Below are 25,421 nucleotides of genomic sequence, written 5' to 3'. Positions count from 1 at the left end.
CCTCGTCCTCAAGGGGGCCCCATGACTGGCTGAGATGGCCTCGCCCCGGACGCAGAGAACCGCCCCCGTGCGTGAACCATCAGCGTTCCGTGCGCGCCCCCGGCCAACCTCTTCCTTGTCACCGCGACCCAGCGGAAACACAGAAACCCGGACACCCGAACCCCGAACCCGGAAACCCCGAGCCCCGAACCCGGAACCCGGAACCAGACAAGGAGAGCCCCCCCCATGCCGCAGTCCCGCGAAATCCGTCTCGCCGCCCGACCCACCGGTGAGCCCGTCCCGAGCGACTTCGCCCTCGCCACCACCGTCCTCCCCGACACCCCGGCCGCAGGCCAGATCCTGGTCCGAAACACGTGGATGTCGGTCGACCCGTACATGCGGGGCCGGATGGACGACGTGCCCTCGTACATCCCGCCGTTCGAGCTGGGGGCGCCGCTGGAGGGCGGGGCGGTCGGTGTGGTCGTCGCCTCGGGTGCCCCGGACGTGCCGGTCGGGGCGACCGTCTCGCACTTCGCCGGATGGCGCGAGTACGCCGTCCTGGACGCCGCCGCCGTGACGGTGGTCGACACGGGGATCGCCCCGGCGTCCGCCTACCTGGGCCCGCTCGGGACCACGGGGCTCACCGCGTACGCGGCGCTGACCCGGACCGCGCCCGTCAAGGAGGGGGACGTCGTGTTCGTGTCGGCCGCCGCCGGGGCCGTGGGCAGTGTCGCCGGGCAGGTGGCCCGTGCGCTCGGCGCGTCCCGGGTGATCGGGTCGGCGGGCGGTCCGGCGAAGACGAAGAAGCTGCTCGACACGTTCGGGTACGACGCGGCGATCGACTACCGCCAGGGCGACCTGGCCGGGCAGCTCGCCGAGGCGGCGCCCGACGGCGTCGACGTCTACCTCGACAACGTGGGCGGCGACCACCTCCAGGCCGCGATCGGCGCCCTCCGCCCGCAGGCCCGTGTCGCGCTGGTCGGCGCCATCAGCACGTACAACGACACGACGCCCGCTCCGGGCCCGGACAACCTCTTCCACGCCGCCAAGCAGGAGGCGACCCTGCGCGGCATGCTGGTCACCAGCCACCTGGACCTGTTCCCGGAGTGGATCGGGAAGGCGGCGGGGATGCTCGCCGACGGCACCCTGCGCACGGAGGAGACCGTCGTCGACGGCATCGAGCAGGCGCCGGAGGCCTTCCTCGGCGTGCTGCGCGGCGCCAACACCGGCAAGATGCTGGTCCGTCTGGACGGGGAGGCCAAGTGATGGCGACGCAGCCCGAGGCGCCGCAGGCAGAGGCCCCACAGCCCGAGACGCCGCAGGCAACCGCGCCGCAGGCAGCCGCGCCGCAGGCCGACCCCACCTCGGCGGCCCCCCAGTCCCACGTCCTCCTCGTCACCGGCCACCCCCGCCCCGACTCCCTCACCGCCCACCTCGTCCGCCGCGCCCAGGAACGCCTCACCGCCGAGGGCCACACCGTCGACCTCCTCGACCTCGTCGCCGAGGGGTTCGACCCCCGGATGACCCCCGCCGACGAGCCCGACTGGGACGACCCGGACAAGGAGTACTCGCCGGAGGTCCACGCGCACATGCGGCGCGTGGCGGCGGCGGACGCGATCGTGGTCGTCTTCCCGCTCTGGTGGTTCGGCCTGCCCGCCCTGCTCAAGGGCTGGATCGACCGGGTGTGGAACCACGGTTTCGCGTACGGGAACCGGCAGCAGCTCCTCGCCGGGACGCGGATGCTGTGGCTCGGCCTCGTCAGCTACGACGAGGCCCGGTTCGCGGAGCTCGGCTTCGCGGACGCGGTGACGCTGACGCTCGGCAAGGGCGTCTCCGAGTTCTGCGGGATGGCGCCGGAGCGGGTCGCGGTCCGGTACGTGTACGAGTCGCTGAGCGCGGGCGAGGGGGCGTTCAAGACGCTGGACTCGGCGCTGGACGAGCTGCTGCCGCGGCACGGCGGGTGAGTGCGCGAAGCCCCGCCCGCGCCCGGGTGGGGCGGGGGCGGGGCTCTGGACGGCGCTTCAGCGCCGGGAACCAGCCGTCAGGAGAAGAACACGACGGACCGGAGCTTCAGGCGCTCGCTGCCGTAGCCGGTGTGCGGCCGCAGGACGAAGGAGTCACCCGTGCAGTCCGGCTCCGTGAAGACCCGGGCCCTTTCGTCCGTCCTGTTGCGCGGCGAGTGGGCGGGCGAGCTGGAGCCCGGGTCCGCCACCTCCGGCAACGTGTGGCACTCCCCGCTGTCCGGGTCGTCGATGAAGCCGAGCCGCGGACTGCCGTCCACACCGACGTACGTGTACTGGAACTGCCCCTCGGCAGCGGCTGCCGACGTCGGCAGCGTGACGATCAGGGTCAGTGCACCCGCGGCGGCGGCCAGGGCGGTGCGGAAACGCATGGAGGTCCTTTCGGGGGGTTCAGAGGCTTCGGAGAAGCGGAGCGCAGATGCGCAACGAGGCTGTCGTTGCCCACCCCCTTGTCCGCATATGCACGGACACATACACCTCACCCGGACGAGCGAGCGCCCGCGCCGCGCACTCCGCGTGAGGCGCGTCCGGCACCCCGCGTGAAGAGGCGTCCGGCACCACCGCACGGAAGTGGCCAATGTGGCGCGAGAGGCGCGGTTGCGGCCGCACCGGCCGCGCCCGGAGGATGCCTCACCGGGCATGCCGGAACCAACGATCCAGGCTGGAACCAACGATCCAGGCCGGAACCAACGATCCAGGCCGGAACCAACGATCCAGGCCGGGACATCGCTCCATGCCGGGAACGGAGAGCCCCCGTGCGTATGACCGACATCCAGCGCTGCGAGATCCGCCCGGGGCGGGTCGTGGAGTGGACGCTGCACCCGAGGGCCGTCGAGGCGGCGGCCGGGCTGCCGGAGGACTCCCGGCCGCCCGCCTACGTCCAGGAGTCCCATGTGCGCACGGCCCGTTCGGTGCGGGACGACGGCCTGTTCGTGCCGACGTGGCTGGGCGCGGCCTTCGACCTCGCCGGGCCCGTCGACGTCGAGGCCCTGCAACGGGCCCTCGCGGCCTGGACCGTGCGGCACGAGACGCTGCGCAGCGGCCTGCGCTGGGACGACGGCGAACTGCGCCGCTTCACACTCACCGCCGACGACGTCGCCCTGCACCGCGAGGACTCCGGGACCTTCACCGACGCCACCACCCTCACCCGCTACCTGGAAGACCGCTTCGACACCGCCGCGAACGCCCTGTCCTGGCCCAACTTCATCTACGCGGCGGTGCTCAGGGAGGACGGCGCGAGCGTGTACGCCGCGTTCGACCACAGCAACGTGGACGCGTACTCGCTGTACCGCCTGCCCGCCGAGATCCACGACCTGTACGAGGCCGCCCGCGAGGGCCGCCCCGACCCGGCCCCGCCGGTCGCCAGCTACGTCGACTTCTGCGCCGTCGAGCGCGCCGACGCCGACCAGGTCGACGACACGCACGAAGTCGTCGCCCGCTGGCGCGAGTTCATCGCCAGGTGCGGCGGTACGCTGCCGAACTTCCCCGTCGACCTGGGCCTTGACCCCCAAGGCCAGCTGCCCACGCAGAAGTTGCTGTGCGCCCCGCTCGCCGACGACGCCGGCGCGGCGGCCTTCGAGGCGTACTGCCGCCCCTACGGAGGCAGCCTCGTCGGCGTCCTGGCCGCCACCGCGCTCGTCCTGCACGAGATGGGCGGGCAGCCCGTGTACCGCGCGGTCGTACCGTTCCACACCCGGGTGAAGTCGCGGTGGCAGGAGTCCCTGGGCTGGTACGTGGGCGGGGCGCCCATCGAGATCCCGCTCGCCGACGTGCCCGACTTCGACGGCGCGCTGCGCCTGGTCCGCGACGAGCTGCGCCGCACCAGGCCGCTGTCCCGCGTCCCCATCGCCCGCGTCCTGCGCCAACTCGGCGCCGACTTCCGGCCGACGTCCCCGGACCTGTACTCGATCGTGTCGTTCGTCGACACCCGGTCCGTGCCCGGCTCGGAACGCTGGCCGGACATGCGGGCCCACGGCCTGGTCCGGGTCTCCTACGGCGACAAGGTCTGCGCGTGGGTGGCCCGCTTCCACGACGGCCTGCACTTCTCCGCCCGCCACCCCGACACCGAGACGGCGCACAAGAACATGCGGCGGTACGTGGAGGGGGTGCGGGAGCGCGTCGCGGCGACGGCGCGCGTGGCGGTGCCCGGCGCCGCCCCGGGAGGCGGGTGACCCGCGCGCCCGCTCCGGCGAGGCCGGGTGATCCGCGCGTCCGCTCCGGGCCGGTCTCACGCGCCGCGCGCGGGCCCCACGAGCGGCGTCCACTCCCGGACGCCATGGACGCGTACGCCCGGAGTGCCGTAGTACGGGTCGGCGGCCATGATCTCCTCCAGTCCCGGCCGGTCGACGTCGAAGATCAGGACCGCGCCCGAGTCGTCCGCGAAGGGTCCGGCGGCCACCAGGCGGCCCTCGGCGTGCAGTCGGGTCAGGCGCTGCCGGTGGGCGGGGCGGGCCGCGAGCCGTTCCGGGGTGGCGTCGGCGGTGAAGGCGAGTTCGAGGATCAGCATGCGGGGGACGGTACGGTCGCGCTGTGACCAGGTCTGTATCGGCTGATACACGCGGGCGGTGGCGCTCGTTGGGCGATGTTCCGCTGCTCGGGGCCCTCCCGGACGACGTCCTGCGGGACCTGTGGCGGGCGTCCGTGCCGAAGGCGGTAGCGGCGGGGCAGGTCCTGCGGCACGAGGGCGACCCGGCCGCGCGGCTGCTGCTCCTCCTCGACGGCCGCGTCGCAGCCACGGCCACGACCGGTTCGGGCCGGGTGGTGCGCTTCGGGGAGTGGGCGGCGCCCTGCGCCCTCGACAAGATCGCCGTGATCGACGGCGGCGGGCACACGGCCACGCTCACCGCGCTCACGCCCTGCGTCGTGCGGAGTCTGCCCCGGGAGCCGTTCCTGGCCCTGGTCGACGACGAGTCGTCGGTGCGCCGCCATGTGCTGCGGGTGCTCGCGGGGAGCGCCCGCGAGAAGCAGGAGCGCCTGGCCCGCACGGCCACGCTGCCCGCCGGGGCACGGGTCGCGGTCTGGCTCCTGGAGCGGGCGGCCGCGCTGCCCGGCGGCGGCCCCGTGCCCCTGCCCGGCGGCACCCAGCAGGCCCTCGCCGAACTGCTCGGCGTGACCCGCGTGACCGTGAACCGCGCCCTGTCCCGGCTGCGGCGCGACGGCCTGATCGACGTACGGCGGCACGCCGTGACCGTCCTCGCCCCGGAGTTGCTGGAACTCCGCGTGCACGAGGCCGGGGCGGGCGTCCGGTAGCGCGTCGCCCGCGTGCGGCGGGCGTGTGCGGCGGGCGTGTGCGGCGGGCGTGTGCGGCTCGGTCGTACGGCGGAGCGTGCGGGGCGCGGCACCGGCGGGACACACCCCCGACACGCCCCCGCACTCCCTGTCGTCACCCGCCCCCGTCAGGAACCGTTGACGTTCATGAAGACCACGTACACCTCGAAAACCGCCCGCGCGGCCCTCGCCCTCGGCGCCGCCCTCGCCCTCTTCACCGCCCTGCCGACCAGCACGGCGTACGCCGCCAACGGCACGTTCTTCTACCACTCGCCGGAGTCGGGCGACCTGGAGATGGAGGACCCGGACAACGGCGAGTGCTACCTGCTCCTCCAGGGCGCGGACAGCGCATCGAACCAGACGGACACCAAGGCCACGCTGCACTTCGACCAGGGCTGCGAGGAGCCCGCGGGCACGCTGCTTCCCGGGCAGAGCAAGAGCTTCGGCGCGCCGATCCCGCACAGCGTGCAGTTCGGCTAGGCCGCCAAGGGGGCCGACCCGGCCAGGAGGGCTACTGCCCCACCCGACCGTCGACGCACTCCCGCAGCAGATCCGCGTGCCCGCAGTGCCGCGCGTACTCCTCGATCCGGTGCACCATCAACTCCCGGACCGAGGAGCCGTTCTTCAGCCGCTCCCCCAGGTCCGGGTGGGCGGCGAGGGCGGCGTCCGTCGCGGCCTGTTCGCGCGCCAGGTCGGCGTACGCGGCGTCGACCACGGCCTGGTCGGCGACGGCGCCCTCGAAGTCCGCGTCCTTCCTGCCGTACAGCTTCGGCAGGGACTCGCCCTCGATCCAGCCGCGCCAGTCCAGCTCGACCTCGGCGAGATGCCGGACGAGGCCGAGCAGGGACATCGTCGAGGGCGGGACGGAGCGGCGGGCCAGCTGCTCGGGGTCCAGGCCCTCGCACTTCATGCGCAGCGTCATGCGGTAGCCGGAGAGGAAGTCGAGCAGGGTCGGCAGCTCGCCGTCCGGGCTGGGTCCGTCGCTGTCGCGCGGGTCGTTGTCCGGATCCGCCCACATGTCGGGGTAGACGGTCGCCTCGGTCCAGCGTGCGAGTTGGTCGCTCATGCGGCCATGGTCGGCGGCGGGGCGCGGGCCCGCCACTGGTTTACGCGGGCGTCTTGTTTACGCGGGCGCCTTGCCCGTTGGCCGATCAGGCACTCTTGATCATCTCCGGCCGGGCCACCCACGCTTGCGGAGCCGTCGGCACGACGGCACGACGGCACGGCGAGCACCGAGGGGACAGCGCCCATGAACGAGAAGCAGACCGAGAACGCCACCCTGACCGAGAACGAGACCACCCTGACCGGGACCGAGACCACTCTGGCCGGCAACGAGGACGCCACCCGCACCTACTACGAATCCACCGACGTCGACCGCTTCTACGACATCGTCTGGGGCGGCGAGGACATCCACACCGGCATCTACGAGTACGACGCGGAGCCCGTCGCCGACGCCTCGCGCCGCACCGTCGAGCGCCTGGCCGACCGGCTCGCGGGCCGTCTCTCCCCCGGCCGGACGGTCCTCGACCTCGGCTCCGGCTACGGCGGCACGGCCCGCTACCTGGCCGACCGCTTCGGCTGCGACGTCGTCGCCCTCAACCTCAGCGAAGCGCAGAACGAGCGCCACCGCGCGGCCAACGCCAAGCGGGGCCTCGACCACCTCATCGAGGTCGTCACCGGCTCCTTCCACGAAGTGCCGTACGGGGAAGGGCACTTCGACGCCGTGTGCTCCCTGGAGGCGTTCTGCCACAGCGGCGACAGGTCCCGCGTCCTCAGCGAGGCCGCCCGTGTCCTGAAGCCCGGCGGCGCCCTCGCGTTCACCGACATCATGGCCGCCGACGACACCCCCGCCGAGGCCCTGCGCCCGGTCGTCTCGCGCCTCGGCGTGGACGCCCTCGCCACCCCCACGTTCTACTTGGACCAGCTCGCCGAACTGGGCCTGGCCCCTGTCGACTTCGACGACCACACCCCCCACATCGCCCGGCACTACGTCCGCCTGACCGCCGACACCCGCGCCCGCGAGGCCGACCTGCGCGCCGCCATCAGCCCCGCGTACGTCGACGGCCTCCTCGCCAACCTGCCCCTGTGGGTCGACGCCACCAGCGCGAACCGCCTGCGCTGGGGCATCTTCCACGGCCGCCGGGCCTGAGACCCGAGACCTGAAACCTGAGACCCGCGACCCGCAACCCGCAACCCGCAACCCGAGACCCGTTGCCGGGCCGTCCGGTGCCGGGCCGTCCGGGGATCAACGGGCCACCGCGGTCTCCTGGTCGACGCGTGACAGCTTCTCGGGGTTGCGGACGGCGTAGAGCCCGGTGATGAGGCCGTCCTCGACGCGGACCGCGAGGACGGTGTCGGGCTCGCCACCGGCGCGCAGGATCAGTGCAGGTTGGCCGTTGACCTGGGCCGGAAGGAAGTCCGCTGACGCGAGCCTGCTCAACACGTCGACCACCGCCCGGGCGCCCACGACGGGTTCCAGCGCGGCCCGGACGACTCCGCCGCCATCGGTCAGGAGCACGACGTCCGGCGCGATCATGTCGAGCAGGCGCCGCAGGTCCCCCGTCTCGACGGCCTGTTGGAAGGCCGCGAGCGCGCTGCGCGTCTGGGCCGGGGAGACGGCCGCGCGGGGTCGGCGCGCCGCGACGTGGTTCCGTGCGCGGTGGGCGATCTGCCGGACCGCGGCGGGGGTCTTGTCGACCGCCTGCGCGATCTCGTCGTACCCGAGGTCGAAGACGTCGCGCAGGACGAACACGGCCCGCTCGGTCGGCGTGAGCGTCTCCAGGACGAGCAGCATCGCCATGGAGACGCTGTCGGCCAGCTCGACGTCGTCGGCGACATCGGGCGCGGTGAGGAGGGGTTCGGGCAGCCAGGGGCCGACGTAGGACTCCTTGCGGCGACGCAGGGTGCGCAGCCGGGTCAGGGCCTGGCGTGTGGTGACGCGGACCAGGAAGGCGCGCGGGTCCCGCACCGTGGCGTGGTCGACGTCCGCCCAGCGCAGCCAGGTCTCCTGGAGGACGTCCTCGGCGTCGGCGGCGGAGCCGAGCATCTCGTAGGCGACGGTGAAGAGCAGATTGCGATGGGCGACGAACGCCTCGGTGGCGGCGTCCGTCCCGCCGGAGCGGGGGCTGTGTACCGTCACGCCGGAGCGGGGGCTGTGTCCCGTCACGCCGGAGCGGGAGCCGTGCCCCGTCCCGCCGGTGACCCGCTCGGTGTGCTCGCCCATCGTGGCTCCCGCCTGTCGCGTCCTGTGTCCCTGTCGCGTGTCCCCGTCGCGCACAAGACGCCGCTCCCCGCCTTCTTGTGACAAGGACACCCCCGTGGCCCTCGTCACACCACCGACCTGTCACAGCAGCGCGGCGACCGGCGCCTCATGAGCGTCAGGACGCCGGACGAGCGCCCGGACGCCGCGTGGACGATCCGCGCGGCACCCGACTCCACGAGCGAGGACGTTGTGATGGAACCCCGTATGAACCTGTTCGCCCACGAGATCGGCGCCAAGATCGGCAAGCGGATCTTCGCTGTGAGCCAGGTGATCCAGGAGTCGCCGCTGCCCAGGCCGACCCAGGAGTTGGTGCAGCTGCGCGCCAGCCAGATCAACGGCTGCGGCTTCTGCGTCGACATCCACGCCAAGGACGCCGCGGCCGCCGGTGAGGCCGCGACCCGGCTGAACCTGGTCGCCGCCTGGCGCCACGCCACGGTGTTCACCGACGCGGAGCGGGCCGCCCTGGCCCTCACCGAGGAGGGCACCCGCATCGCCGACGGCTACGAGGGCGTCTCCGACGAGACGTGGGCGCGGGTGCGCGAGCACTACGACGACGACCAGGCCATCGCGCTGGTCTCCCTGATCGCGATGATCAACGCGACCAACCGGCTCGGCGTGATCCTCAACAACCAGGGCGGCGCCTACGTACCCGGCGATCTCGCCACCATCGCCGTCTGAGCGGCACGCGCGCCTCTGGGCCGCACGCGCGCGTCTGGGCGTCACGCGACGGCGGTCCCCTCCAGCTCGACGAGCAGCGTGGGGATCGCCAGTCGCGTCACGCCGAGCATCGTGGTGGTCGGCGCGACGCGGGCCGCGCCGAGGCGGGCCGCGAGGATGCCGTAGTGCTGGAAGAGCAGGTCGACGTCGGTCGTGTGGACGTTGAGGCGGATCAGGTTCGCCAGGGTCATGTCGGCCTCGGCGAGGACGGCCTCCAGGTTGTCGAGGGCCAGCGCCAACTGCGCCGCCATGTCGCCGTCGTGCTGGGGCTTGCCGTCGTCGCTCATCGCGGTCTGTCCCGAGATGTACAGGGTGCGGGTGTGCCCGGAGACGACCTCGCCTTGGTTGAACCCCATGTCCACCGACCACGTGACCGGGTTGATCGCGGTGCGCTCCATTGCCGTAGCCATGGCCTCATCAGCTCCATTCGTCGGGTCCGACTTCCTGCTGAAGAGCCTGCCGCCCCAATCACGACACCCTTGGTCACGTATTCCGTACGTGATCGGACACGTGATCCGACACATGATCCGCCCCGTGCTCCGACAGGTGATCCGTTAGGGTCCCCGCATGCGCGCCGACCGGCTGGTTTCCCTGGTCCTGCTGCTGCGTCAGCGCGGCCGCCTCTCCGCCGCGACGCTGGCCCGCGAGCTGGAGGTGTCCACGCGCACGGTGCTCCGCGACATCGAGGCGCTGTCGGCGGCGGGCGTGCCCGTCTACGCCGAGCGCGGGCGGCACGGCGGCTTCGCCCTCCTGCCCGGTTTCCAGACGGAGCTGACGGGCCTGAACCACGACGAGGCCCTCGCCCTCCTGGTCGCCGGGTCCCGGCGCGGCGCGCAGGTCTTCGGCCTCGGCTCGGCCCTGGCCGCCGCCATGCTCAAGGTGGTCGACGCCCTGCCCGAGAGCCAGCGGGACACCGCCGCCGATGTCGCCGAGCGCCTGCTCATCGACCCGGAGACCGACCTCCTCTCGCGCCGCGTGACCACGGAGGAGATCCCCGACGCCGTCATGGCCGAGGTCCGCCGCGCGGTGCTCTCCGGCCACAAGCTGCGCATCCATTACGCGGCCACGGACCAGCCGCCCCGCTGGCGCACCGTCGACCCGGTCGGCCTGGTCACCGTCCGCGACCAGGGCTACCTGCTGGCCACCCGCTCCGGCGCCGACCGCACCTACCGGCTGTCCCGCGTCCGCGCCGCCGAGGAGCTTCCCGAACCGGCCGAGCGCGCCGACCGCGTCGACCTGGAGCGCGCCTGGCAGGAGCGCGGCACCCGGTTCCGTACCGGCGGCGACGACCAGGTCACCGTCCTCGTACGCCTCGACCCGGCACGCCGGGAGGACCTGGTCGCCACCGCGCTGGCCGTCCACGCCGAGGAGTCCGATACGGACGGGTGGCTGCGGCTCGAAGCCACCTTCCAGGACGCCCGGCACGCCGTATGGGCCCTGTGGCAGCTCGCCACCAGCGCGGAGGCGCTGGCCCCGGCGTGGCTGCGCACGTCCTTGCGCGAGCGGGCGGCGGCCCTCGCGACCCGCTACGAGAGCGGCTAATGCTGCGTTCCTGCCTCCTTGGGTAAAAGTGCTGTTGGCGGGTGTCTGGCGATGGTGTCGTGGGCGCGGCCCAGCCGCGATGGAACGGAGCGGAAGTTCGTGAATCGGCTGGTCGGGGCTCGGAAGGCCCCGGTTGATCTGGGGGTCCGGGCCCGGATGGTGCAGTTGAGTTGGTCTGGGCAGCGGGTGCCAGTGATCGCCGCGGTGTTGGGGTGTAGTCCCAAGACAGTGCGGTGCTGGCTGCACCGCTTCAACCGGGTCGGTGTTCGGGGAGCCCTCGCCACCAGAATTGTGAACGAAGACGCGCGCAGCTGGTGGGCCGCACGGAAGGGTCCGTACGGCCCACCAGCGCGTACCTCAGCCGTTCAGTACACGACCGCGGGCGGGCGAGGCGAACTCCTCGCGTCCTGCCCGTGTGGCGATCAGGGTGCTCAGGCCGACGGACCGTTGCGCAGCTCAGGCTCTCCGAGGGCAGCGAGGGCGGCCTGAGCCGCCGTCACGACCTGGGGCCACAGAGGGGACCGGAGGTACTCCGCGTCTGGTGCATCAGCGCCTGCGTCGTCCAGAGCAGCGTCAAGTGCGTGGGCCAACTCCTGCATGGCGCGCACCTCTTGCTCGGAGGCCAGCGTGTTCCCGAGGGCTGCCTCAGGTGACGCGAGGACGGTTGTGTCGTCGTACAGGATGTGCACGTTAAGGGTGAGGTCATCGTAGTAGTCCGGATGTGGGTACGTGCGGTCGATCCACACCCTTTGCTGGTGCTCGGGGGAGGCGAGGGCCTGGACCGCGCTGACTACTTCGGCGCGCATCTCGGGGAGTTTCACGACTTTCCTTGCGGTCACGGCTTGTTCCAGGCCTTCCACTTGACCCATTCGCTCACGGGAATGTGCGCGGCACGGGGGTTATCCTTGATCGAGCCGCCGATTGCTTTGCCGTCGCGCCCGATTATCTTCCCGCCGGAGTTGACCACGACGTGATCGACCTGCTGGTACTTCTGAGGGTTGCTCGCTTCACCCTTGTCGATTCGAACCCCGTTGCCCTTTCCGTCGTTCCATCGGTATCCGACCCCCTTCTTGTTGAGCGTCTCGAACTCTTTAAGGGAAGCCGGGATCTTGTCATAGGCTGACTTGGGGAGCCATCCGTCAACCTTCCCTGTCGCCTTTTCGGCCTTCATGGCCTTGGTCAGGTCCTCCGCTGTGATGACCTTCTTGCCTGCCTTCATCCAGCGCAGGAGCACCACGGACCCGAGAACGCGGTCCGTTCCACTGAGGCCCTTTCCGGTGATTTTATCCTTGCCGGTGATGCCCTCGAGGATCCCCTTCCCGTCACCGATCCCGGGCACCAGGTCCAGGAGGGTCGAGAGGCCGGCGCGAACGTTAGCGTTCTCCAGTGGCGATTTACCGGAAACGATACCCTTCAGGGTGATGGGGAAGTCGATGTGAACGCGGTCAGTGATCTTGTTGAGACCCTCGGCGGCCTTGACGAATTCAGGGATCACCTTCCTGAGGTCACCCATGGCTTTGTTTGCCTCGGTGATCCCCTTGTTGGTTTCGGTTAGGCCGGAGTTCGCCTTGTCGATGCCCTTGTTCATCTTCTTGAGGCCTCGATTGATCTGATCGACGCCCTTGTTCATCTTGTCGAGCGCGCCGCTCATCTTGTTGAAGCCCTTGTTGATGTCCTCAAGGTCCTTGTGAAGCCCAGGGTCGGAGATGAAGTCAGCGAAGCGGCTGACCGCAAGGGTTCCGTAGTAGACGGCCTTGCCGAGTGCCCACGCCTTCTTGCCGGAGTCCTCGACACCGAGAAGGAGATCCGTGAACTGCTTGTCGGCCTTGACTCTGAGGCGCTTAATCTCGGCCTTGGCCGTCGGCGAGCTTTCCTCAATGGCGGTGATGACCTTCAGGGTCTCCACGTACTGGCCTACGTGCTTCTTTATGTCGGCGCTGACGGCCTTGTCGCTGGCACCCCTGTCCTCTTCAGCCATGGCGTGGCCGATGATGAGGAGAGTAGGGATCGCATAGACGCTCACCCGGCCCATTTTCGACAGGCAGGAAATCCTCTCCGAGAGAGGGGTGTTATCGCACTTGGTCAGCGGCTTCTTCTTGGCTGCCGAAACTTCAGCCGCCGCCGCCGTTCCACCAGTGCAGGCAAGAGCCGCGGCGAGCGCGAGGGACGTCGCCTTGAGCTTCCATGGATGCGTCATACGTGCCTTCTTCTCGTCTGTAGGTACGCCGAGCAGAAGGACCTCGCAACTGCGCAGGGAATGCGCGCGCTTACCCAGCCCTCCCCCGGCGCGCCCGATTGATCCTATATGACCTATTGATCAGAAACTCATGGGGTTCTCGTCCTGGGCGTAGCGGACGTGTGGGCCACCGAAGTAGCCGCGGACGATGTGCGGCTGGCGCTGCCGTCGGCGGAAGAAGCGGCGGGTCTCGGCGGCGAGTTCGTCCTGATCTCGGGCCCGGTGCTGCTTGGGCAGACTGTGCTTGAGGTCGGCATTGGCCAGCTCGTCGGGGTTCAGCTCGGGCGAGTACGGCGGCAGGAAGTGCAGCTCGACATCGTCGGGATGGGCAGCGAGCCAGTCCCTGACCTTCTTCGAGCGATGCGCGGAGTGCCCGTCGACCACGAGATGCACCTTGCGGTCGAAGTGGCCGGCGAGCCGTTCCAGGAAGCGGCACATCACCTCGGCGGTGAAGGACTCGGTGAAGACCATGAAGTGCATCCGGCCCTTGGTGCTGATCGCCGACATCGCGTTCATCGAGAACCGGTTCCCGCTCCGCCGCAGGAAGGGCGCCGCGAACACGCTCGCTGCGCTGAAGTCGAAAGGTATCCGCTGGGGCGGCCGACCACTCGTCTCGGCAGCATGACCGCGCCGCCCCATTGCAGCACAACGTCAGGCGCGGAGCGCCACCAGAAGATCAACCACGTAGGTCTCTTCCACCTCCCCGCCAGGAAAGGACTTGCCCAGCCGCTCACGCTCATCGACGAGAAACGCATGACGGTCGGCCTCTTCCAGCACGAGGAATGCCGAGCGGCTGCCGATGTTGGCGAGATGCATGTCCAGAGAGACGGTGCGACTCCAGCGCAGTTGACGGCGCGTAACCCGTAGACCCGTCAGGCCCGCCAGCCGGATGGCATCGCTGTCCGAAGGGCGCACCGCAGACCTCGGCTTCACCCCGCAGTGGTGCGCGATGCGCTGGTGCTGCTCACGGAGCCACGGCACGTCGAAGGCCGTGGTGTTCCACCAGATCGCCAGCGCACCGCCCGCCCGCAGGACACGCATCGCCTCCGGGACGGACCGGCCGGGGTCGATCCACTGCCAGGACTGCGCATACGTGATGAGGTCGCAGGAAGCTTCGGCCAGCGGCAGAGCGTTCCCGTCACCCCTCACGATCGGCACGCCAGGGAGCGCCTGGTGGAGCGCACCGGCCATGGCCTCACCCGGCTCGACAGCGATCACATCGGCACCCCGCTCCCGCAGCAGCACGCTGGCGATTCCGGTGCCCGCGCCGACGTCGGCGACCCGGGCACCCGTCAGGCGACAGCCTGCGAACTCCTCGACGCAGTCGAAGAGCGCGGATGGGTAAGAAGGCCGATTGACCGCGTACTGAGCCGCGGCTACATCGAACGACTGGGCGCGAGGTCCGGCGGTCATGACCCTCATCATCGCCTCCCCGCAGCAAACCGGCTCACGCTCCAGGGGCACGCACCCCTCGGGAGCCCTCGGGCGTCCAGCTCGCTCCCGCCGCCTGGCCGAGGCGCGTCAGCCCCAGGAGTGACTTTCCCGGAATCTCCGGGTGCACCGGGCATGCCTGCCCTGCAGAAGCACCAGCACTCGGAGGACGAAGTGAAGCGGATCAGGATTCCCGTGATGGCGGCGGTCGCCGCCCTGACCCTCACCGCAGGAGTGGCCGAGGCCACCGGCCGGGCGGGCGGCGCACCCGCGCCTGCACCAGCCCCCGCGCCCAGGGCCGCGGCCCCCATGGACCACACGGGCCACCAGGGCCCCGAGCTGGTCATCCCGGCAGGCGTGTCCACGACCGTCTTCGCGTCGTGCCCGGCCGGCCGCCAGCCGAGCGGGGGCGGTGGCATCCGGTCCGGCAAGGGCCTGTTCATGTCCGGCTCGTCGCCCCGCAACAACGGGTGGGAGGTCAAGTTCACCAACAAGTCGGGCGCGGAGCGGCGCGGTTCGGCCTTCGCCGTCTGCACCCCTCAGTCCCACACGCGCGTGGCCGCCGCCAACCCCCTGACGGTGCCCGCCCACTCGCAGAGCGGCATCAGCGACGTCCGCTGCCCCGAGGGCCAGACTCCCAGCGGCGGCGGCTGGGAGGCGTCGAGCATCCAGGTCATCGGGATGCGCTTCTCCGCCTCGGTCGGGAACTACCACGCCGTCCTGTTCAACGACACGGACCAGACGCAGAGCTTCAACGCGGTCGCCCTGTGCTCGTCGGCCTTCCACGAGACCCGGATCGGCCCGCAGATCACCGTCCAGCCCGGCGCCGAGGGCGTCGCCACCGCCAAGTGCGGACCCGGCCAACGAACAAGCGGCGGCGGCTCCTACCCCAGCGGCCAGGCCTTCATCGGCGACTCCCGCCCCCTCCCCGACGGCACCGGATGGCGCATCACCGCCGAGAACACGACGGGCACGCCCCAGAAGGTGACGGCGGAGGCGACCTGCACGACGTCGTAGCCGCTCAGGTATGAACGAAGCCCCAGGACCAGCCACGGTCCTGGGGCTTCGTTCACGAGGGGGAACGGCGGCTGTGTCGCCGGTCAGCGGTTGAGGACTGCCTCGACCTTCGTGGCCACGTGCTTGGCCTGGATGTCACGGCCCTTCTCGTTGGGGTGTGCGTACCACGGGATCGGCTGGCCGATTTCGAGCTGGGAGTTCTCCAGGAGGCCGCCGATGCCCCGGTTGGCGCCGTCGCACGCCGTGGTGTTCCCGGTGCGGTCGTAGAGGTCCACGAAGTCTGCCTCGTCGTCGGCGGCGGCCTTCTTCATGACGTCGTTCAGCCGCTTCTGGACCTGGTCCAGGACCGGCAGCGCGTCCTTGGGGACGTCGGCGAAGGGCAGTTCCGTCTGGCCGGGGGCGGCGGTCAGGCACTTGGTCGTGTCCTTGGGTACGAGCCGGGGGTAGCCGACCAGGACGCGCGCGGCGTCCGGAGCGGAGTAGCTCACGCGCAGGAGCATCTCCTCCAGGTCCCCTTCGACCCGCTCGAACTGGTAGTCCAGCCACGCCTTTCCGTCGCCCGACTCGAAGAAGTCCCGGCACTCGCCCGCCGGTTGGTCCGGGTCCACCGGCCAGCCGGGCAGCAGCGCTCCCTCGCCTCCCCGGAGCTTGGCGGAGCACTGCTTGAGGATGCTGGTGAAGCCCAGCGTGTTGCCGCCCACACCGCCGACGACCAGCTGGGTGTCGTCCTTGAGCGCGTCCTGCTGCGCCGGGACCGTCCCCGCCCCGCCGAGCAGTTCCTGCTCCTTCCAGAAGTGTTCGACGAGGGCGCCTCCGCAGGAGACGTCCGACTGGACGTCGAGGGTGATGCCCTTGGCGGCGAGGCTCCGTGCGGCGACGGCGGGATAGTTCTCGGCGGCCTGGAAGCACAAGTACTTCTCGTTGTCCGGGTTGTTCACGGGGGCGATGCCGAAGTTGGCGGTGTAGGAGTCGCCGAAGAAGACGGTTCGCACCGGGTCGGCGGGGGCCGCGCCCGCGGGTGCCGCCGGGGCGGCGAGCGCCAGGAAACTGCCCAGCGCGACGGCCGCGGCGGCCAGCCGCCGCGCCTTGGTGGTGGTCGTCGTCTTACGCATGGCCGAAGACATGGCTGAAGCCCTTTCGTCGGGTTCCACGAGAAGAGGAGGAACGAGCGAGGGTCGTAACGCCATGCATTCATTCACAAGCGGAACGTGATGATCCAAGGGTGGTGAAGCGCAACCAGGCAATCTTGGCCAGCCACTTCACGCCGACTCGTCTCGCCTGCTCAGCAGGGGTGCCCCAGGCCCAGTGGCCGCCAAAACGGAGATCAATCACGAACCGAACGCGGGTTGCCGGTGCGGCCGTGGTGCGCGTACGGCCGCGCCTGCCGCGCGAGTGAGCGACCCTCGCAGAAAGACGCGACAGCCGACGCGGCCGTACGGCTCGAACCGACCAGAATTCGCCCGAGAGCGGTCACAGTCGCCCCACCCCGAGCGCCAGATGACCGACTAAGACACGACCCGGACGTCCAGCTCCGCCCACACCGTCTTCAGCGGCTCCGGACCCAGCTCCACGCCCCACCGGTCCGCGAGCGCCGCCACGATCATCAGCCCTCGGCCCGACTCGTCCTCCCCGTCCGGCTCCCGTACGACCGGCAGCCGGTCACCGCGCGTGTCCGCCACCTCGATCCGCAGCACGCCGTCCGGCGTCGCCGTCAGCTCGATCCTGAAGTCCCGCGCGGGTACGCGCCCGTACACCGCCGCGTTCGTCGCCAGCTCGGCGAGGATGTGGGCCGCCTCCTCGAACGGCAGTCCCCATGCTTGCAGTTGCTCGGTCGCGAGCAGCCTTGCCCTGCGGGCCCCGCGCCACGTGGCGGGCAGCTGAGCGCGGAAGCGGTGCACTGGCCGTGCGGCGGAACGCACGGTTCGGGTGATTTCTGGGTTCACGTAACTCAGCGTGGCGGCTGGCGCCTAGCCTGAACAGTGACGATTCCTGTACGTACGGTGGCTGTACGAGGGTGTCCCCACCTGTCCCGAACGTACCCGTGACCCCGGGAGGCGACCTTGGACGACAACGAGGGCAACGAGGGTATGGACGAGGTCGGTTGGGAGGTCGACTCCGATGACGAGTCCAGCGTGGTCGCGGAACTCATCGGGCGCCAGATCAAGTTCTGGCGGGAGGCCGCCGGGCTGCGGGTGGTGCAGTTCGGGGAGCTGATGGGGTACGGGGAGAACCTGATCCACAAGGTGGAGCGCGGGGCGCGGATTCCCAGGCCGGAGTTCCTGGACCGGGCCGATGAGGTCTTGAAGGCGGGCGGTCACCTCAAGGGCCTGAAGCCCGACGCGGAGAAGGTCAGGTACCCGAAGAAGGTGCGGGACTTGGCCAAGCTTGAGGCGCAGGCGCTTGAGCTGTGTACGTACAACAACTCCGTGATCCACGGGCTGTTGCAGACCAAGGAGTACGCCGAGGCCGAGGTCCGGAACCGGCAACCGCCCTTCCCGGAGGAGGAAGTGGAGCGGCGCGTAGCCGGTCGCATGTCGCGGCAGGGCATCGTCGACGACGCGTCAGGGCTGCCTGTTTTCGGCTTCGTGCAGTGCGAGTCGACATTGCGCCGCGCCAATGGGGGCAGACTGGTGATGCGCAGGCAGCTCGAACATCTGTTGGAGGTAGGGCAGTTGCGGAACGTGACCATTCAGGTCCTGCCGCTGGACCGCGAGGAGAACGCCGGGCTCGGCGGACCGCTCACCCTGTTCAAGCTCAAGAGCGGAACCACGTTCGGACACCTCGAAGTCCAGCTCATCAGCCGAGTGATCACGGATCCGCGAGAGCTCCAGATCCTCGAAATGCGCCATGGCATGATCCGGGCTCAGGCTCTCGGCCCCCGGGAGTCGCTGGACTTCATCGAGGAATTGCGGGGAAAGGCATGACACTGGAGTGGGTCAAGAGCAGCTACAGCACGGCCGACGGCCCCGAGTGCGTCGAAGTGGCCTGGCGCAAGAGCACTCACAGCACCGCCGACGAGCCCGAGTGTGTTGAAGTCGCCGCCACCCTAGAAGCCATCCTCATCCGCGACTCCAAGAACCCCGACGGCCCCCGCCTCACCCTCACCCCCGCCGCCTGGGCGGACTTCATACACCTCACCGCCGAGTAGCGACCGCGTCCGGCTCGGCGGAACGCTGCGCCGGGGCGGAGCCCTCCGCAGGCTTGGACTTGGCCAGCCACAGGCCGGTGAACACCGCAGTGGCCAACGTGATGACACCCGCCGTAACGAAGGCACTGTTGAGGCCGGTCTCGAACGAGGCCCCGCCGGACTGCCGGGCGCGGACGACGGCGCCGAGGACGGCCACGCCAAGCACCGCCCCGATCTGCCGAGTCGTGCTGCTGACGCCGGAGGCGAGCCCGCCCTCCTGCGGGCTGACGGCCTGGATGGCGGCTCCCGTCAGCGGGGACAGGGTCAGGGCGAAGCCGGTGCCGATGACCGCGAGGCGCCACCACACGTTCCCGTAGCCGGTGTCGGCGTGGACCATGCCGAGCGCGAGAAGGCCGAGCCCGGCCAGGGCCAGGCCGACGGTGACGACGACGCGAAAGCCGTACCGGGCGGCGAGCCGACCCGCGTACGGGCTGACGATCACCATGGCGAGGGAGACGGGCAGCGTCTGCAGGCCCGCGCGCAGGATCGAGCTGCCCTGGACGTACACGAAGAACTGGGAGAAGAAGAACGACGAACCCATGAGCGCGAACCCGACCACGACCATGGCGGTGTTCGACACGGTGAACAGCCGCTGCCGGAACAGCCCCAGCGGCAGCATCGGCGCGGAGCGCCGCGCCTCGACGGCGACGAAGGCGGCGAGGAGGACCGCCCCGGCGGCGAAGCTGCCCAGGATCACCGGCTCCGTCCAGCCACGGGCGCCGCCCTCGATCAGGCCGTAGGTCAGCGCCCCCACTCCGAGGACGGACAGCACCGTCCCGGGGATGTCGATGGCGGGGGCGCCCGGATTGCGGGACTCGCCGAGGTGGCGCAGGCCGAGCACCAACAGGACAGCGCCGATGGGCAGATTGACGAGGAAGATGGCGGGCCAGCCGAAGGCGTCCGTCAGCACGCCGCCCGCAACGGGCCCTGCGGCCAGGCCGATTCCGCTGAATCCGGCCCACAGGCCGATCGCCTTGACCCGTTCCTGCGGCACGGGGTAGGCGGCGACGAGCAGGGCCAGTGAGGCGGGGCTCAGCGCGGCGGCGCCGATGCCCTGGAGGACCCGGCCGCCGATCAGCCAGCCGAGCGAGGGCGCGAGGGCGCACAGCACCGACGCGGCGGTGAACACCACCACACCGGTCAGATACACCCGCTTGCGGCCGAACCGGTCGGCGAAGATCCCACCGGACAGCAGCAGCATGGCGACCAGCAGGACGTACGCGTCGACGATCCACTGCAGACCGGTCAGCTCCGTGTGCAGCCGGTGCTGCATGTCGGGCAGCGCCGCCCCGACGATCGTGTTGTCCAGCAGGACCATGAATTGGCCCAGGCAGGTCACCGTGAGCAGCACGGCCCGGTTCGACCGCCCCCTGCCTGCGGCCCCCGCGTGCGATGCAGCCATGGGATTCCTCTCCGTCTACGGGTCCGTCTACGGGCAAACGCCCTAACGCAGCCGACGACTGCGTTAGGCGACTGTAAGGAGAGTCCCCCCATAAACGCAAGTGCGACCTGCGTTAAGGTGGGGGCATGAGTGATCGAGAGCGAGCCCGGCGGCCCGGCGGGCGCAGCGCCCGTGTCGCGGCGGAGGTGCACCAGGCCGTAACGGACCTGATCAGCGAGCGCGGCTACGGCAACTTCACCGTCGGCGAGGTCGCGGCCCGCGCGGGGGTGGCCGACAGCAGCATCTACCGCCGGTGGGGCAACCTGGAGGCCCTGCTCACCGACGTGGCGCTCACCCGCCTCAACACGCGGTCACCGATGCCCGACACCGGGAGCCTGGACGGTGACCTGCGTACGTACGCGGCCCAGGTGGCCCGCGAGATCACCGGCCCCGACGGCCCCGCGGTGCTGCACCTGGCCGTAGCCCTGTCGAGCAGCGGCAAGCAGGGCCTGAAGGCGGGCTACGACCTCCGCGCCGAACGCACCCGCCAGCTCCAGTCGATGCTCGACCGCGCCCGCGAACGGGGCGAGCCCGCACCCGACGCGCTCGACGTCCTCGACCACGTCTTGGCCCCCATGTACATCCGCGTGCTCTTCGGCATGAGCCCGCTCACCCCGGAGTACGTCGACGGGCTGGTCGACCGGCTGCTGTGACCCCGCACCGTGAAGTGACGTTCCGTGCACGCGACTTGATGTACCGTAACCACAACTAAACGGCCCCCGTGCTGGCTGCAACCAGCGGCGAGGGCCTTCACTTCCAGTGCCTGCTATGGGAGCACCGAAAATGCATCGCCATGTTATCGCCCCCGTGCGTTTCTTCTCTCAGACGCCGAACGAGATCATCCGACATCCTCGGCTCGACTCGGACGCGGTCCGGCTTCTGACCTGGCAGCTCTCCCTCCCCGAAGGGGCGGACGAACCCCTCTCCGACACCGCGCGCAGCGCACGCATCGGGCGGACCCGGTTCAAGACGGCCAAGGCGGAGCTGAAGGCCGAGGGCTACCTCCACGAGTGGCGCGAGCAGCGCGAGCGGGGACGCTGGGCCACCTACCAACTCCTCTCGAACGTGCCGCTGGACGCGGAGCAGGCCGCCGCCTTACGGGACTCCGCTCCGAGTGACCGCTTTCCGGCGGTCGGTCAGCCGACCGACCGGGCCGTCGGCCGTCATCCAGACGCAACACCCCCGGAGAACACCCCCCAACCTCCCCCGCCAGCCGTCGACTTGCCGCAGGCCGACCTGATCGTGGAGGGCCTGCCAGACCTGGACCCCCGCCTGCGCGTGCCGCGCGGCATGCTGGCCCAGCTCACCGACCTCGCGGGGCAGTGGCTGGCCCTCGGCCACAGCCCCGACGCCGTACGGGACGAGATCCGGCGGGGCCTGCCGGGCGCACACCAGGTGATCCACAAGCCGGGCGGCCTGGTCCGCTCCCTGCTCAGGGACCCCGTGCCACCGCGCCCGGCACAGCCACAGGTCGCCGCACTACGGGAGTGCGCGGGGCCGCACGGGCGGCCGACGCTGTTCCGGCCGGTGGCCGGGGAGGACCAGTGCGGGGAGTGCCGCAGGGACCGGGCGGAGGCGGGCCGCAGCGGCGCGGGGGCCGGGTGGGCCGGGGCGGGTGCGGCGGCACGGGGCGCGCCCACGGTGCGGGCGGCACTGCGGGCGGGCCGCTCGGCGGTCAGAGCCCATATCTGAACCTTGCGCGCGGGCTGTTGGGGCTGATTGAGGCCGTGGTGGTGGGGTGCTCTGGCCTTAGGCTGCCGTGGATCTGTCACCGGAGGAAGGCTGCTGGGCAGGAAGCCGGGGTTCGTCGCTGGCGAAGTGGTACGGAGCTGGCCGAGGACATCGGGCTGAAGTTCAGCCCGGTGCGCAACGCGCTCGCCCAGGACGACGAGGTCGCGGCCCAGGTGACTGGTGATCCGCTGCGGCGACCGGAGGTGGCGACCAAATGCCGTCCGCCTGCCTCCGGTTGCTGCATCGCCCGGTCCACCCACGCCAACATCCTGGCTCGGCCAACGGAGGGCGCCACACCCGCTATGCGGACCGCGCCAGTTCCAGGTTCACACGCACCACCGCAATCATTGGATGCTTCGGGCTCAGCACTCGCTCGCAGTCCGCCAGGGTGCGTTCGTAGAGCGGGATTGCCCGGCCCAGATCCCCCGCCGACTCGTATGCGTACGCGAGGTTGTTGCGCGAGGCCAGCGTGTCGGGGTGATCGCCGCCCAAGACTCGCTCGCAGTCCGCCAGGGTGCGTTCGTACAGCGGGATTGCCCGGCCCAGATCCCCCGCCGACTTGTATGCGTACGCGAGGTTGTTCCGCGAAGTCAGCGTACTGGGGTGATCGCCGCCCAAGACCCGCTCCCGCTCCGCCAGGGTCCGCTCGTACAGCGGGATCGCCCGGCCCAGATCCCCCGCCGACCCGTATGCGTACGCGAGGTTGTTCCGCGAAGTCAGCGTACTGGGGTGATCGCCGCCCAAGACCCGCTCGTAGTCCGCCATCGCGTGTTCGTAGAGCGGGATTGCCCGGCCCAGATCCCCCGCCGACTCGTATGCGTACGCCAGGTTGTTGCGCGAAGTCAGCGTACTGGGGTGATCGCCGCCCAGCAGCCGTTCGTGGGTGGTGAGGGCGCGTTGGAGGGCGTGGATGGCCAGGGCGAGTGCGCCCTGGCCGATCCGGTAGGCGGCGGCGCGGTCGAGGGCGTAGGCGGTGTGGGTGGTGTCGTGGTCGGGGGTGTGGTGGCGGGTGAGGGCGTCGGTGTGTGGGAGGAGGGCCCTGCACTGGGGCCAGGTTTCGGGCTGTTTGCTGTCGGCAGGGAAGGTGTACGCGAGGAGTGCGGCGGCCTGGTCGCGGGCTTGGTCGACGGCTTCGGGGAGGCGGTGGGGGTCGTCGGGGTCGGGGGTGCGGGCGAGGGCCTGGAGGAGGCGGTGGATGGACAGGGTGCCGTCGTGGTTGTCGGTGATCATGTTGTAGGCGACGAGCTTGCCGACCGCGGTGGCGAGCTGGGGTGGTTCGGCGAGGCCGTGGAGCAGGGTGCGGGGGATGTTGTCGGGGGCATACCAGGCCAGGATCCGCAGGACGTCACCGGCCAGTGGGGTGTCGGTCAGGTGGTTGAGCGTGAGGTGCCAGATGCGGGCGATGGTGCGTTCGGAGTCGCCGCCCTCGGTACCGGCGGCGAACATGGTGGCGGGCCACCGGGCCAGCATGTCCAGGTAGTCGCGGGGGCTTGTGCCGGTCTCGGCGCAGTACGCGGCGGCCTGCTCCACGGCCAGGGCCAGGTGCCCGAGTTCCTCGCACACGGCTGCGGCGCCGTCGGTGTCGCGGGGGCCCGGGTGGGTGAGGATGCGGGTGAACAGGTCGACGGCTTCGGCCGGGTCGAACACGCCGAGGCGGATCGTGGTGGCCTGGTGGTGCCAGCCGGTCGCGCGGCGGGTGGTGACCAGCACCCGGCCGCCCGGCACGCGGTCCAGGAGTGGGCGGATGTGCCGGGGGTCCTCGACGTTGTCCAGCACGAGCAGCCATCCATCATGGCCGGCGAGCCAGGCCAGCGCGCGTTCGGTCTGCAACTCGGCGGGCAGCCCGGCCAGTCCGGGCCACAGGGCTCGCGCCAGCGAGGCCAGCCCCGCGTTGACCGCGGTCTCGGTGTCGGCGGTGATCCACCACCGCACCTTCTCGGGCCGACGGGCCGCCCAGCGCGCGGCGAGCGCCGACTTGCCTGCTCCCCCCAGCCCGTGCACCGCGTGCACGACGACCTCGCCGGGCCGGGCGAACGCCGCCTCCAGCGCCTCCAGTTCGTCGACGCGGCCGACAAACAGGCCGGTCCCGATGTTCGACACCCCGCCCGCCGCAGCGCTGTCGGGGATCGGCGCATACGCCTCCGGCGGCAGCGCGTACGCGGCGTGGACGGCTACGGGGTTGACCAGGTCTCGCCCGGCGGCATTGGACCCCGAGGTCGCCGAGACGCCCGCCGCCGTGGAGAGGATGTCGGCTTCGACAGGCCGCTTGCGGCGCTGCCAGGGGGTCACAGGCCGCGGTGTGCGGTCGGGTCCTCCATGTCCTGGCCCGCCGCGTTCGACCCGCCCGATGCGGACACCCCCGGCCTCGGAGTGGGCGGAGGCGCGGAGCCCACCCCGGTGTCACGAGCCCGCGGGCTGCGCATGTCGCGGCCCGCCGCGTTCGACCCACCGTCCGCCTGGACCGTCGCCGATGTCGACGAAGAACGCAGCAACGCCGCCACCGCCACCCAGGTCGCCACGACACCCACCACCGCACCCACCACGCTGGCCGCCGCGGCGGCCGTGTTGAGATCGGCGGCCAAAAGCACCACGACCAACCCCACTGCCGCCGCGACACCCACGACTGCGAGGACCACCAGACACGCCTTACGCCAGCTCGTCATACCCCATGGTCGCTCCGAAGACATGATCAAGTCTGTCCCTCCGCAACACCACCTGGAGTCATCTCCGGGCCCTGATCGCGTGGAACGGCTTCGCCTACGAGATGGCGGGCACGGCGCCCGACCTGGCCGCCGCTCGGCAGTGGGTGACCGAAGGGCCAGGCATCGAGGCCGAGGACGAGTAAGGGGACGAGTAAGGGGCACCGCGCGCGGGCCGCTCGGCGGTCACGACGTGACGTAACGCCCCCGGCTCACCCAAACAGGGTGTTTGTCGGTCACAGCCGCAAGTGCGGGCTGCGCGCGGCCGATTCTGATCTCTGGGTGCGGGCCGTCCGGCCTGCCCCCACGGATCCGTACCGACACGCACACCCTGGGGAAACCATGAAGCCGACGCACCGCACCGCCGTCCCGCTGGCCGCGGGCCTCTTCGTCCTGGCCGCGTTCGCCGCCACCGCCACTCCGGCGACCGCCCAGGTCGAGGCGCGGGCGGCGGCCGGGAGGGCCGTCCTGACGAACCTCGACCACGGCCGGACCGTCAGCGTCGCCACCGGGGACACCGTCGAGGTCAGGCTCACCGCGTACCGCGACGGGCACGTCACCTGGAAGTGGACCGCCCCGGACACCGACACCCCCGACGTGCTCCGCAAGACCGCGGGCAGCACCCTGCCGAACGGCGACGCCCGCGCCGACCTGCACGTGGACGGCGTCGGCACCGCCACCGCAACCGTCAGCGCGACCCGCAGCTGCGTCCCCGACCCCGGCTACGCCTGCCCGGCCGTCGTCCTGCCCTGGAAGGTCACCGTGGAAGTGAAGTAGGCGGAGAAGGGGGCGGCGACCGTTTGACCCTCACATCAGTGTGAACGTTTCAGGATGTCTGTCGTGGGCGGGACACCGCTCCCGCCCACGACAGACCGCTGACAGCAGCCCGCT

The 25,421-nt window shown here is 70.9% G+C and carries 29 protein-coding genes; 15 read left to right on the top strand and 14 right to left on the bottom strand.

Annotation, left to right across the window (positions count from 1 at the left end; all coding sequences use genetic code 11):
- The first annotated feature begins 225 nt into the window (after positions 1-225).
- The gene (locus OO63_RS21040) at positions 226-1,245 is read left to right on the top strand and encodes an NADP-dependent oxidoreductase (RefSeq protein WP_030360790.1); all 1,020 of its coding nucleotides are present in this window, start codon (positions 226-228) and stop codon (positions 1,243-1,245) included.
- Positions 1,245-1,943: an NAD(P)H oxidoreductase gene (locus OO63_RS21035; RefSeq protein WP_078619261.1), complete on the top strand. Its 699-nt coding sequence runs from the start codon at positions 1,245-1,247 to the stop codon at positions 1,941-1,943. Before OO63_RS21040 ends, OO63_RS21035 begins: the two co-directional genes overlap by 1 nt.
- 77 nt (positions 1,944-2,020) lie before the next feature.
- Here OO63_RS21035 and OO63_RS21030 read toward each other — a convergent pair whose 3' ends face one another.
- The gene (locus OO63_RS21030; protein WP_030360788.1) at positions 2,021-2,371 is read right to left on the bottom strand and encodes a hypothetical protein; all 351 of its coding nucleotides are present in this window, start codon (positions 2,369-2,371) and stop codon (positions 2,021-2,023) included.
- A 390-nt stretch (positions 2,372-2,761) separates the two neighbouring features.
- Between OO63_RS21030 and OO63_RS21025 the strand changes: the two genes are divergently transcribed.
- Positions 2,762-4,171, top strand: coding sequence for a condensation domain-containing protein (locus OO63_RS21025; RefSeq protein WP_030360787.1), 1,410 nt, complete (start codon positions 2,762-2,764; stop codon positions 4,169-4,171).
- Positions 4,172-4,227: 56 nt separating this feature from the next.
- Here OO63_RS21025 and OO63_RS21020 read toward each other — a convergent pair whose 3' ends face one another.
- Positions 4,228-4,506, bottom strand: a complete 279-nt coding sequence (locus tag OO63_RS21020) for a YciI family protein (RefSeq protein ID WP_030360786.1) — start codon at positions 4,504-4,506, stop codon at positions 4,228-4,230.
- A 23-nt stretch (positions 4,507-4,529) separates the two neighbouring features.
- Here OO63_RS21020 and OO63_RS21015 point away from each other — a divergent pair, with 23 nt between their 5' ends.
- Together OO63_RS21015 and OO63_RS21010 are read left to right on the top strand one after the other, a co-directional pair.
- On the top strand, positions 4,530-5,249 hold the full coding sequence (locus OO63_RS21015) for a Crp/Fnr family transcriptional regulator (protein ID WP_078619260.1): 720 nt from the start codon (positions 4,530-4,532) through the stop codon (positions 5,247-5,249).
- Positions 5,250-5,414: 165 nt separating this feature from the next.
- The gene (locus OO63_RS21010) at positions 5,415-5,747 is read left to right on the top strand and encodes a hypothetical protein (RefSeq protein WP_030360784.1); all 333 of its coding nucleotides are present in this window, start codon (positions 5,415-5,417) and stop codon (positions 5,745-5,747) included.
- A gap of 31 nt (positions 5,748-5,778) precedes the next feature.
- Here OO63_RS21010 and OO63_RS21005 read toward each other — a convergent pair whose 3' ends face one another.
- A complete protein-coding gene (locus tag OO63_RS21005; RefSeq protein ID WP_030360783.1) occupies positions 5,779-6,333 on the bottom strand; it encodes a mycothiol transferase in 555 nt (184 codons plus the stop codon).
- A gap of 183 nt (positions 6,334-6,516) precedes the next feature.
- Here OO63_RS21005 and OO63_RS21000 point away from each other — a divergent pair, with 183 nt between their 5' ends.
- Entirely contained in the window at positions 6,517-7,416 is a 900-nt protein-coding gene (locus tag OO63_RS21000) for an SAM-dependent methyltransferase (RefSeq protein ID WP_106983444.1), read from the top strand.
- Between the two features lie 96 nt (positions 7,417-7,512).
- On the opposite strand, the gene OO63_RS20995 is transcribed toward OO63_RS21000, so the two are convergent.
- The gene (locus tag OO63_RS20995) at positions 7,513-8,490 is read right to left on the bottom strand and encodes an RNA polymerase sigma-70 factor (protein ID WP_078619259.1); all 978 of its coding nucleotides are present in this window, start codon (positions 8,488-8,490) and stop codon (positions 7,513-7,515) included.
- 231 nt (positions 8,491-8,721) lie between these two features.
- On the opposite strand from OO63_RS20995, the gene OO63_RS20990 reads away from it, so the two are divergent.
- Entirely contained in the window at positions 8,722-9,207 is a 486-nt protein-coding gene (locus OO63_RS20990; protein ID WP_030360780.1) for a carboxymuconolactone decarboxylase family protein, read from the top strand.
- Between the two features lie 41 nt (positions 9,208-9,248).
- On the opposite strand, the gene OO63_RS20985 is transcribed toward OO63_RS20990, so the two are convergent.
- Entirely contained in the window at positions 9,249-9,644 is a 396-nt protein-coding gene (locus tag OO63_RS20985; RefSeq protein WP_030360779.1) for a RidA family protein, read from the bottom strand.
- A 169-nt stretch (positions 9,645-9,813) separates the two neighbouring features.
- Here OO63_RS20985 and OO63_RS20980 point away from each other — a divergent pair, with 169 nt between their 5' ends.
- Entirely contained in the window at positions 9,814-10,788 is a 975-nt protein-coding gene (locus OO63_RS20980; RefSeq protein ID WP_030360778.1) for a helix-turn-helix transcriptional regulator, read from the top strand.
- 51 nt (positions 10,789-10,839) lie between these two features.
- Positions 10,840-11,277 carry a helix-turn-helix domain-containing protein gene (locus OO63_RS43655; RefSeq protein WP_078619258.1) on the top strand — a complete coding sequence of 146 codons (438 nt, stop codon included), beginning with the start codon at positions 10,840-10,842 and terminating at the stop codon, positions 11,275-11,277.
- On the opposite strand, the gene OO63_RS20975 is transcribed toward OO63_RS43655, so the two are convergent.
- The 4 genes from OO63_RS20975 to OO63_RS20960 all read right to left on the bottom strand — a co-directional run bounded on the left by OO63_RS20975 (position 11,220) and on the right by OO63_RS20960 (position 14,437).
- Positions 11,220-11,627 carry an SCO4402 family protein gene (locus OO63_RS20975; protein ID WP_199819525.1) on the bottom strand — a complete coding sequence of 136 codons (408 nt, stop codon included), beginning with the start codon at positions 11,625-11,627 and terminating at the stop codon, positions 11,220-11,222. The two genes, OO63_RS43655 and OO63_RS20975, sit on opposite strands and share 58 nt — an antisense overlap.
- The gene (locus OO63_RS43650) at positions 11,624-12,985 is read right to left on the bottom strand and encodes a pre-toxin TG domain-containing protein (protein ID WP_078619257.1); all 1,362 of its coding nucleotides are present in this window, start codon (positions 12,983-12,985) and stop codon (positions 11,624-11,626) included. Before OO63_RS43650 ends, OO63_RS20975 begins: the two co-directional genes overlap by 4 nt.
- Positions 12,986-13,105: 120 nt before the next feature.
- The gene (locus OO63_RS20965) at positions 13,106-13,663 is read right to left on the bottom strand and encodes an IS630 family transposase (RefSeq protein ID WP_428835930.1); all 558 of its coding nucleotides are present in this window, start codon (positions 13,661-13,663) and stop codon (positions 13,106-13,108) included.
- A gap of 12 nt (positions 13,664-13,675) precedes the next feature.
- Complete coding sequence (locus OO63_RS20960) at positions 13,676-14,437, bottom strand: class I SAM-dependent methyltransferase (RefSeq protein ID WP_030360774.1); 762 nt, start codon at positions 14,435-14,437, stop codon at positions 13,676-13,678.
- A gap of 153 nt (positions 14,438-14,590) precedes the next feature.
- On the opposite strand from OO63_RS20960, the gene OO63_RS20955 reads away from it, so the two are divergent.
- Positions 14,591-15,472 (top strand): hypothetical protein, encoded by an 882-nt coding sequence (locus OO63_RS20955; RefSeq protein ID WP_030360773.1) that lies wholly within the window; start codon positions 14,591-14,593, stop codon positions 15,470-15,472.
- Between the two features lie 83 nt (positions 15,473-15,555).
- On the opposite strand, the gene OO63_RS20950 is transcribed toward OO63_RS20955, so the two are convergent.
- Positions 15,556-16,584 (bottom strand): SGNH/GDSL hydrolase family protein, encoded by a 1,029-nt coding sequence (locus tag OO63_RS20950; RefSeq protein ID WP_030360772.1) that lies wholly within the window; start codon positions 16,582-16,584, stop codon positions 15,556-15,558.
- 393 nt (positions 16,585-16,977) lie between these two features.
- Positions 16,978-17,415 carry an ATP-binding protein gene (locus OO63_RS20945; protein WP_106983443.1) on the bottom strand — a complete coding sequence of 146 codons (438 nt, stop codon included), beginning with the start codon at positions 17,413-17,415 and terminating at the stop codon, positions 16,978-16,980.
- Between the two features lie 144 nt (positions 17,416-17,559).
- Between OO63_RS20945 and OO63_RS20940 the strand changes: the two genes are divergently transcribed.
- Positions 17,560-18,396 carry a helix-turn-helix domain-containing protein gene (locus OO63_RS20940; protein ID WP_030360770.1) on the top strand — a complete coding sequence of 279 codons (837 nt, stop codon included), beginning with the start codon at positions 17,560-17,562 and terminating at the stop codon, positions 18,394-18,396.
- Positions 18,393-18,620: a DUF397 domain-containing protein gene (locus OO63_RS20935; RefSeq protein ID WP_030360769.1), complete on the top strand. Its 228-nt coding sequence runs from the start codon at positions 18,393-18,395 to the stop codon at positions 18,618-18,620. Before OO63_RS20940 ends, OO63_RS20935 begins: the two co-directional genes overlap by 4 nt.
- Here the strand turns inward: OO63_RS20935 and OO63_RS20930 are convergent.
- A complete protein-coding gene (locus tag OO63_RS20930) occupies positions 18,607-20,061 on the bottom strand; it encodes an MFS transporter (protein WP_030360768.1) in 1,455 nt (484 codons plus the stop codon). The genes OO63_RS20935 and OO63_RS20930 overlap by 14 nt on opposite strands.
- A 125-nt stretch (positions 20,062-20,186) precedes the next feature.
- Here OO63_RS20930 and OO63_RS20925 point away from each other — a divergent pair, with 125 nt between their 5' ends.
- Together OO63_RS20925 and OO63_RS42320 are read left to right on the top strand one after the other, a co-directional pair.
- Positions 20,187-20,753 (top strand): TetR/AcrR family transcriptional regulator, encoded by a 567-nt coding sequence (locus OO63_RS20925; protein ID WP_030360767.1) that lies wholly within the window; start codon positions 20,187-20,189, stop codon positions 20,751-20,753.
- A 154-nt stretch (positions 20,754-20,907) separates the two neighbouring features.
- Entirely contained in the window at positions 20,908-21,792 is an 885-nt protein-coding gene (locus OO63_RS42320; RefSeq protein WP_051910162.1) for a hypothetical protein, read from the top strand.
- Positions 21,793-22,131: 339 nt separating this feature from the next.
- On the opposite strand, the gene OO63_RS20915 is transcribed toward OO63_RS42320, so the two are convergent.
- A complete protein-coding gene (locus tag OO63_RS20915) occupies positions 22,132-24,120 on the bottom strand; it encodes a tetratricopeptide repeat protein (protein ID WP_051811037.1) in 1,989 nt (662 codons plus the stop codon).
- Entirely contained in the window at positions 24,117-24,494 is a 378-nt protein-coding gene (locus OO63_RS20910) for a hypothetical protein (RefSeq protein ID WP_030360764.1), read from the bottom strand. The genes OO63_RS20915 and OO63_RS20910 overlap by 4 nt, the downstream gene beginning before the upstream one ends.
- Positions 24,495-24,872: 378 nt before the next feature.
- Between OO63_RS20910 and OO63_RS20905 the strand changes: the two genes are divergently transcribed.
- Positions 24,873-25,307, top strand: coding sequence for a hypothetical protein (locus tag OO63_RS20905; protein ID WP_030360763.1), 435 nt, complete (start codon positions 24,873-24,875; stop codon positions 25,305-25,307).
- Positions 25,308-25,421: the final 114 nt, after the last annotated feature.

It is taken from the genome of Streptomyces alboflavus, from assembly GCF_000716675.1.
In the GTDB taxonomy this organism is placed as follows: Bacteria; Actinomycetota; Actinomycetes; order Streptomycetales; family Streptomycetaceae; genus Streptomyces; species Streptomyces alboflavus.
This window is presented reverse-complemented; position numbering and strand designations above follow the sequence as displayed.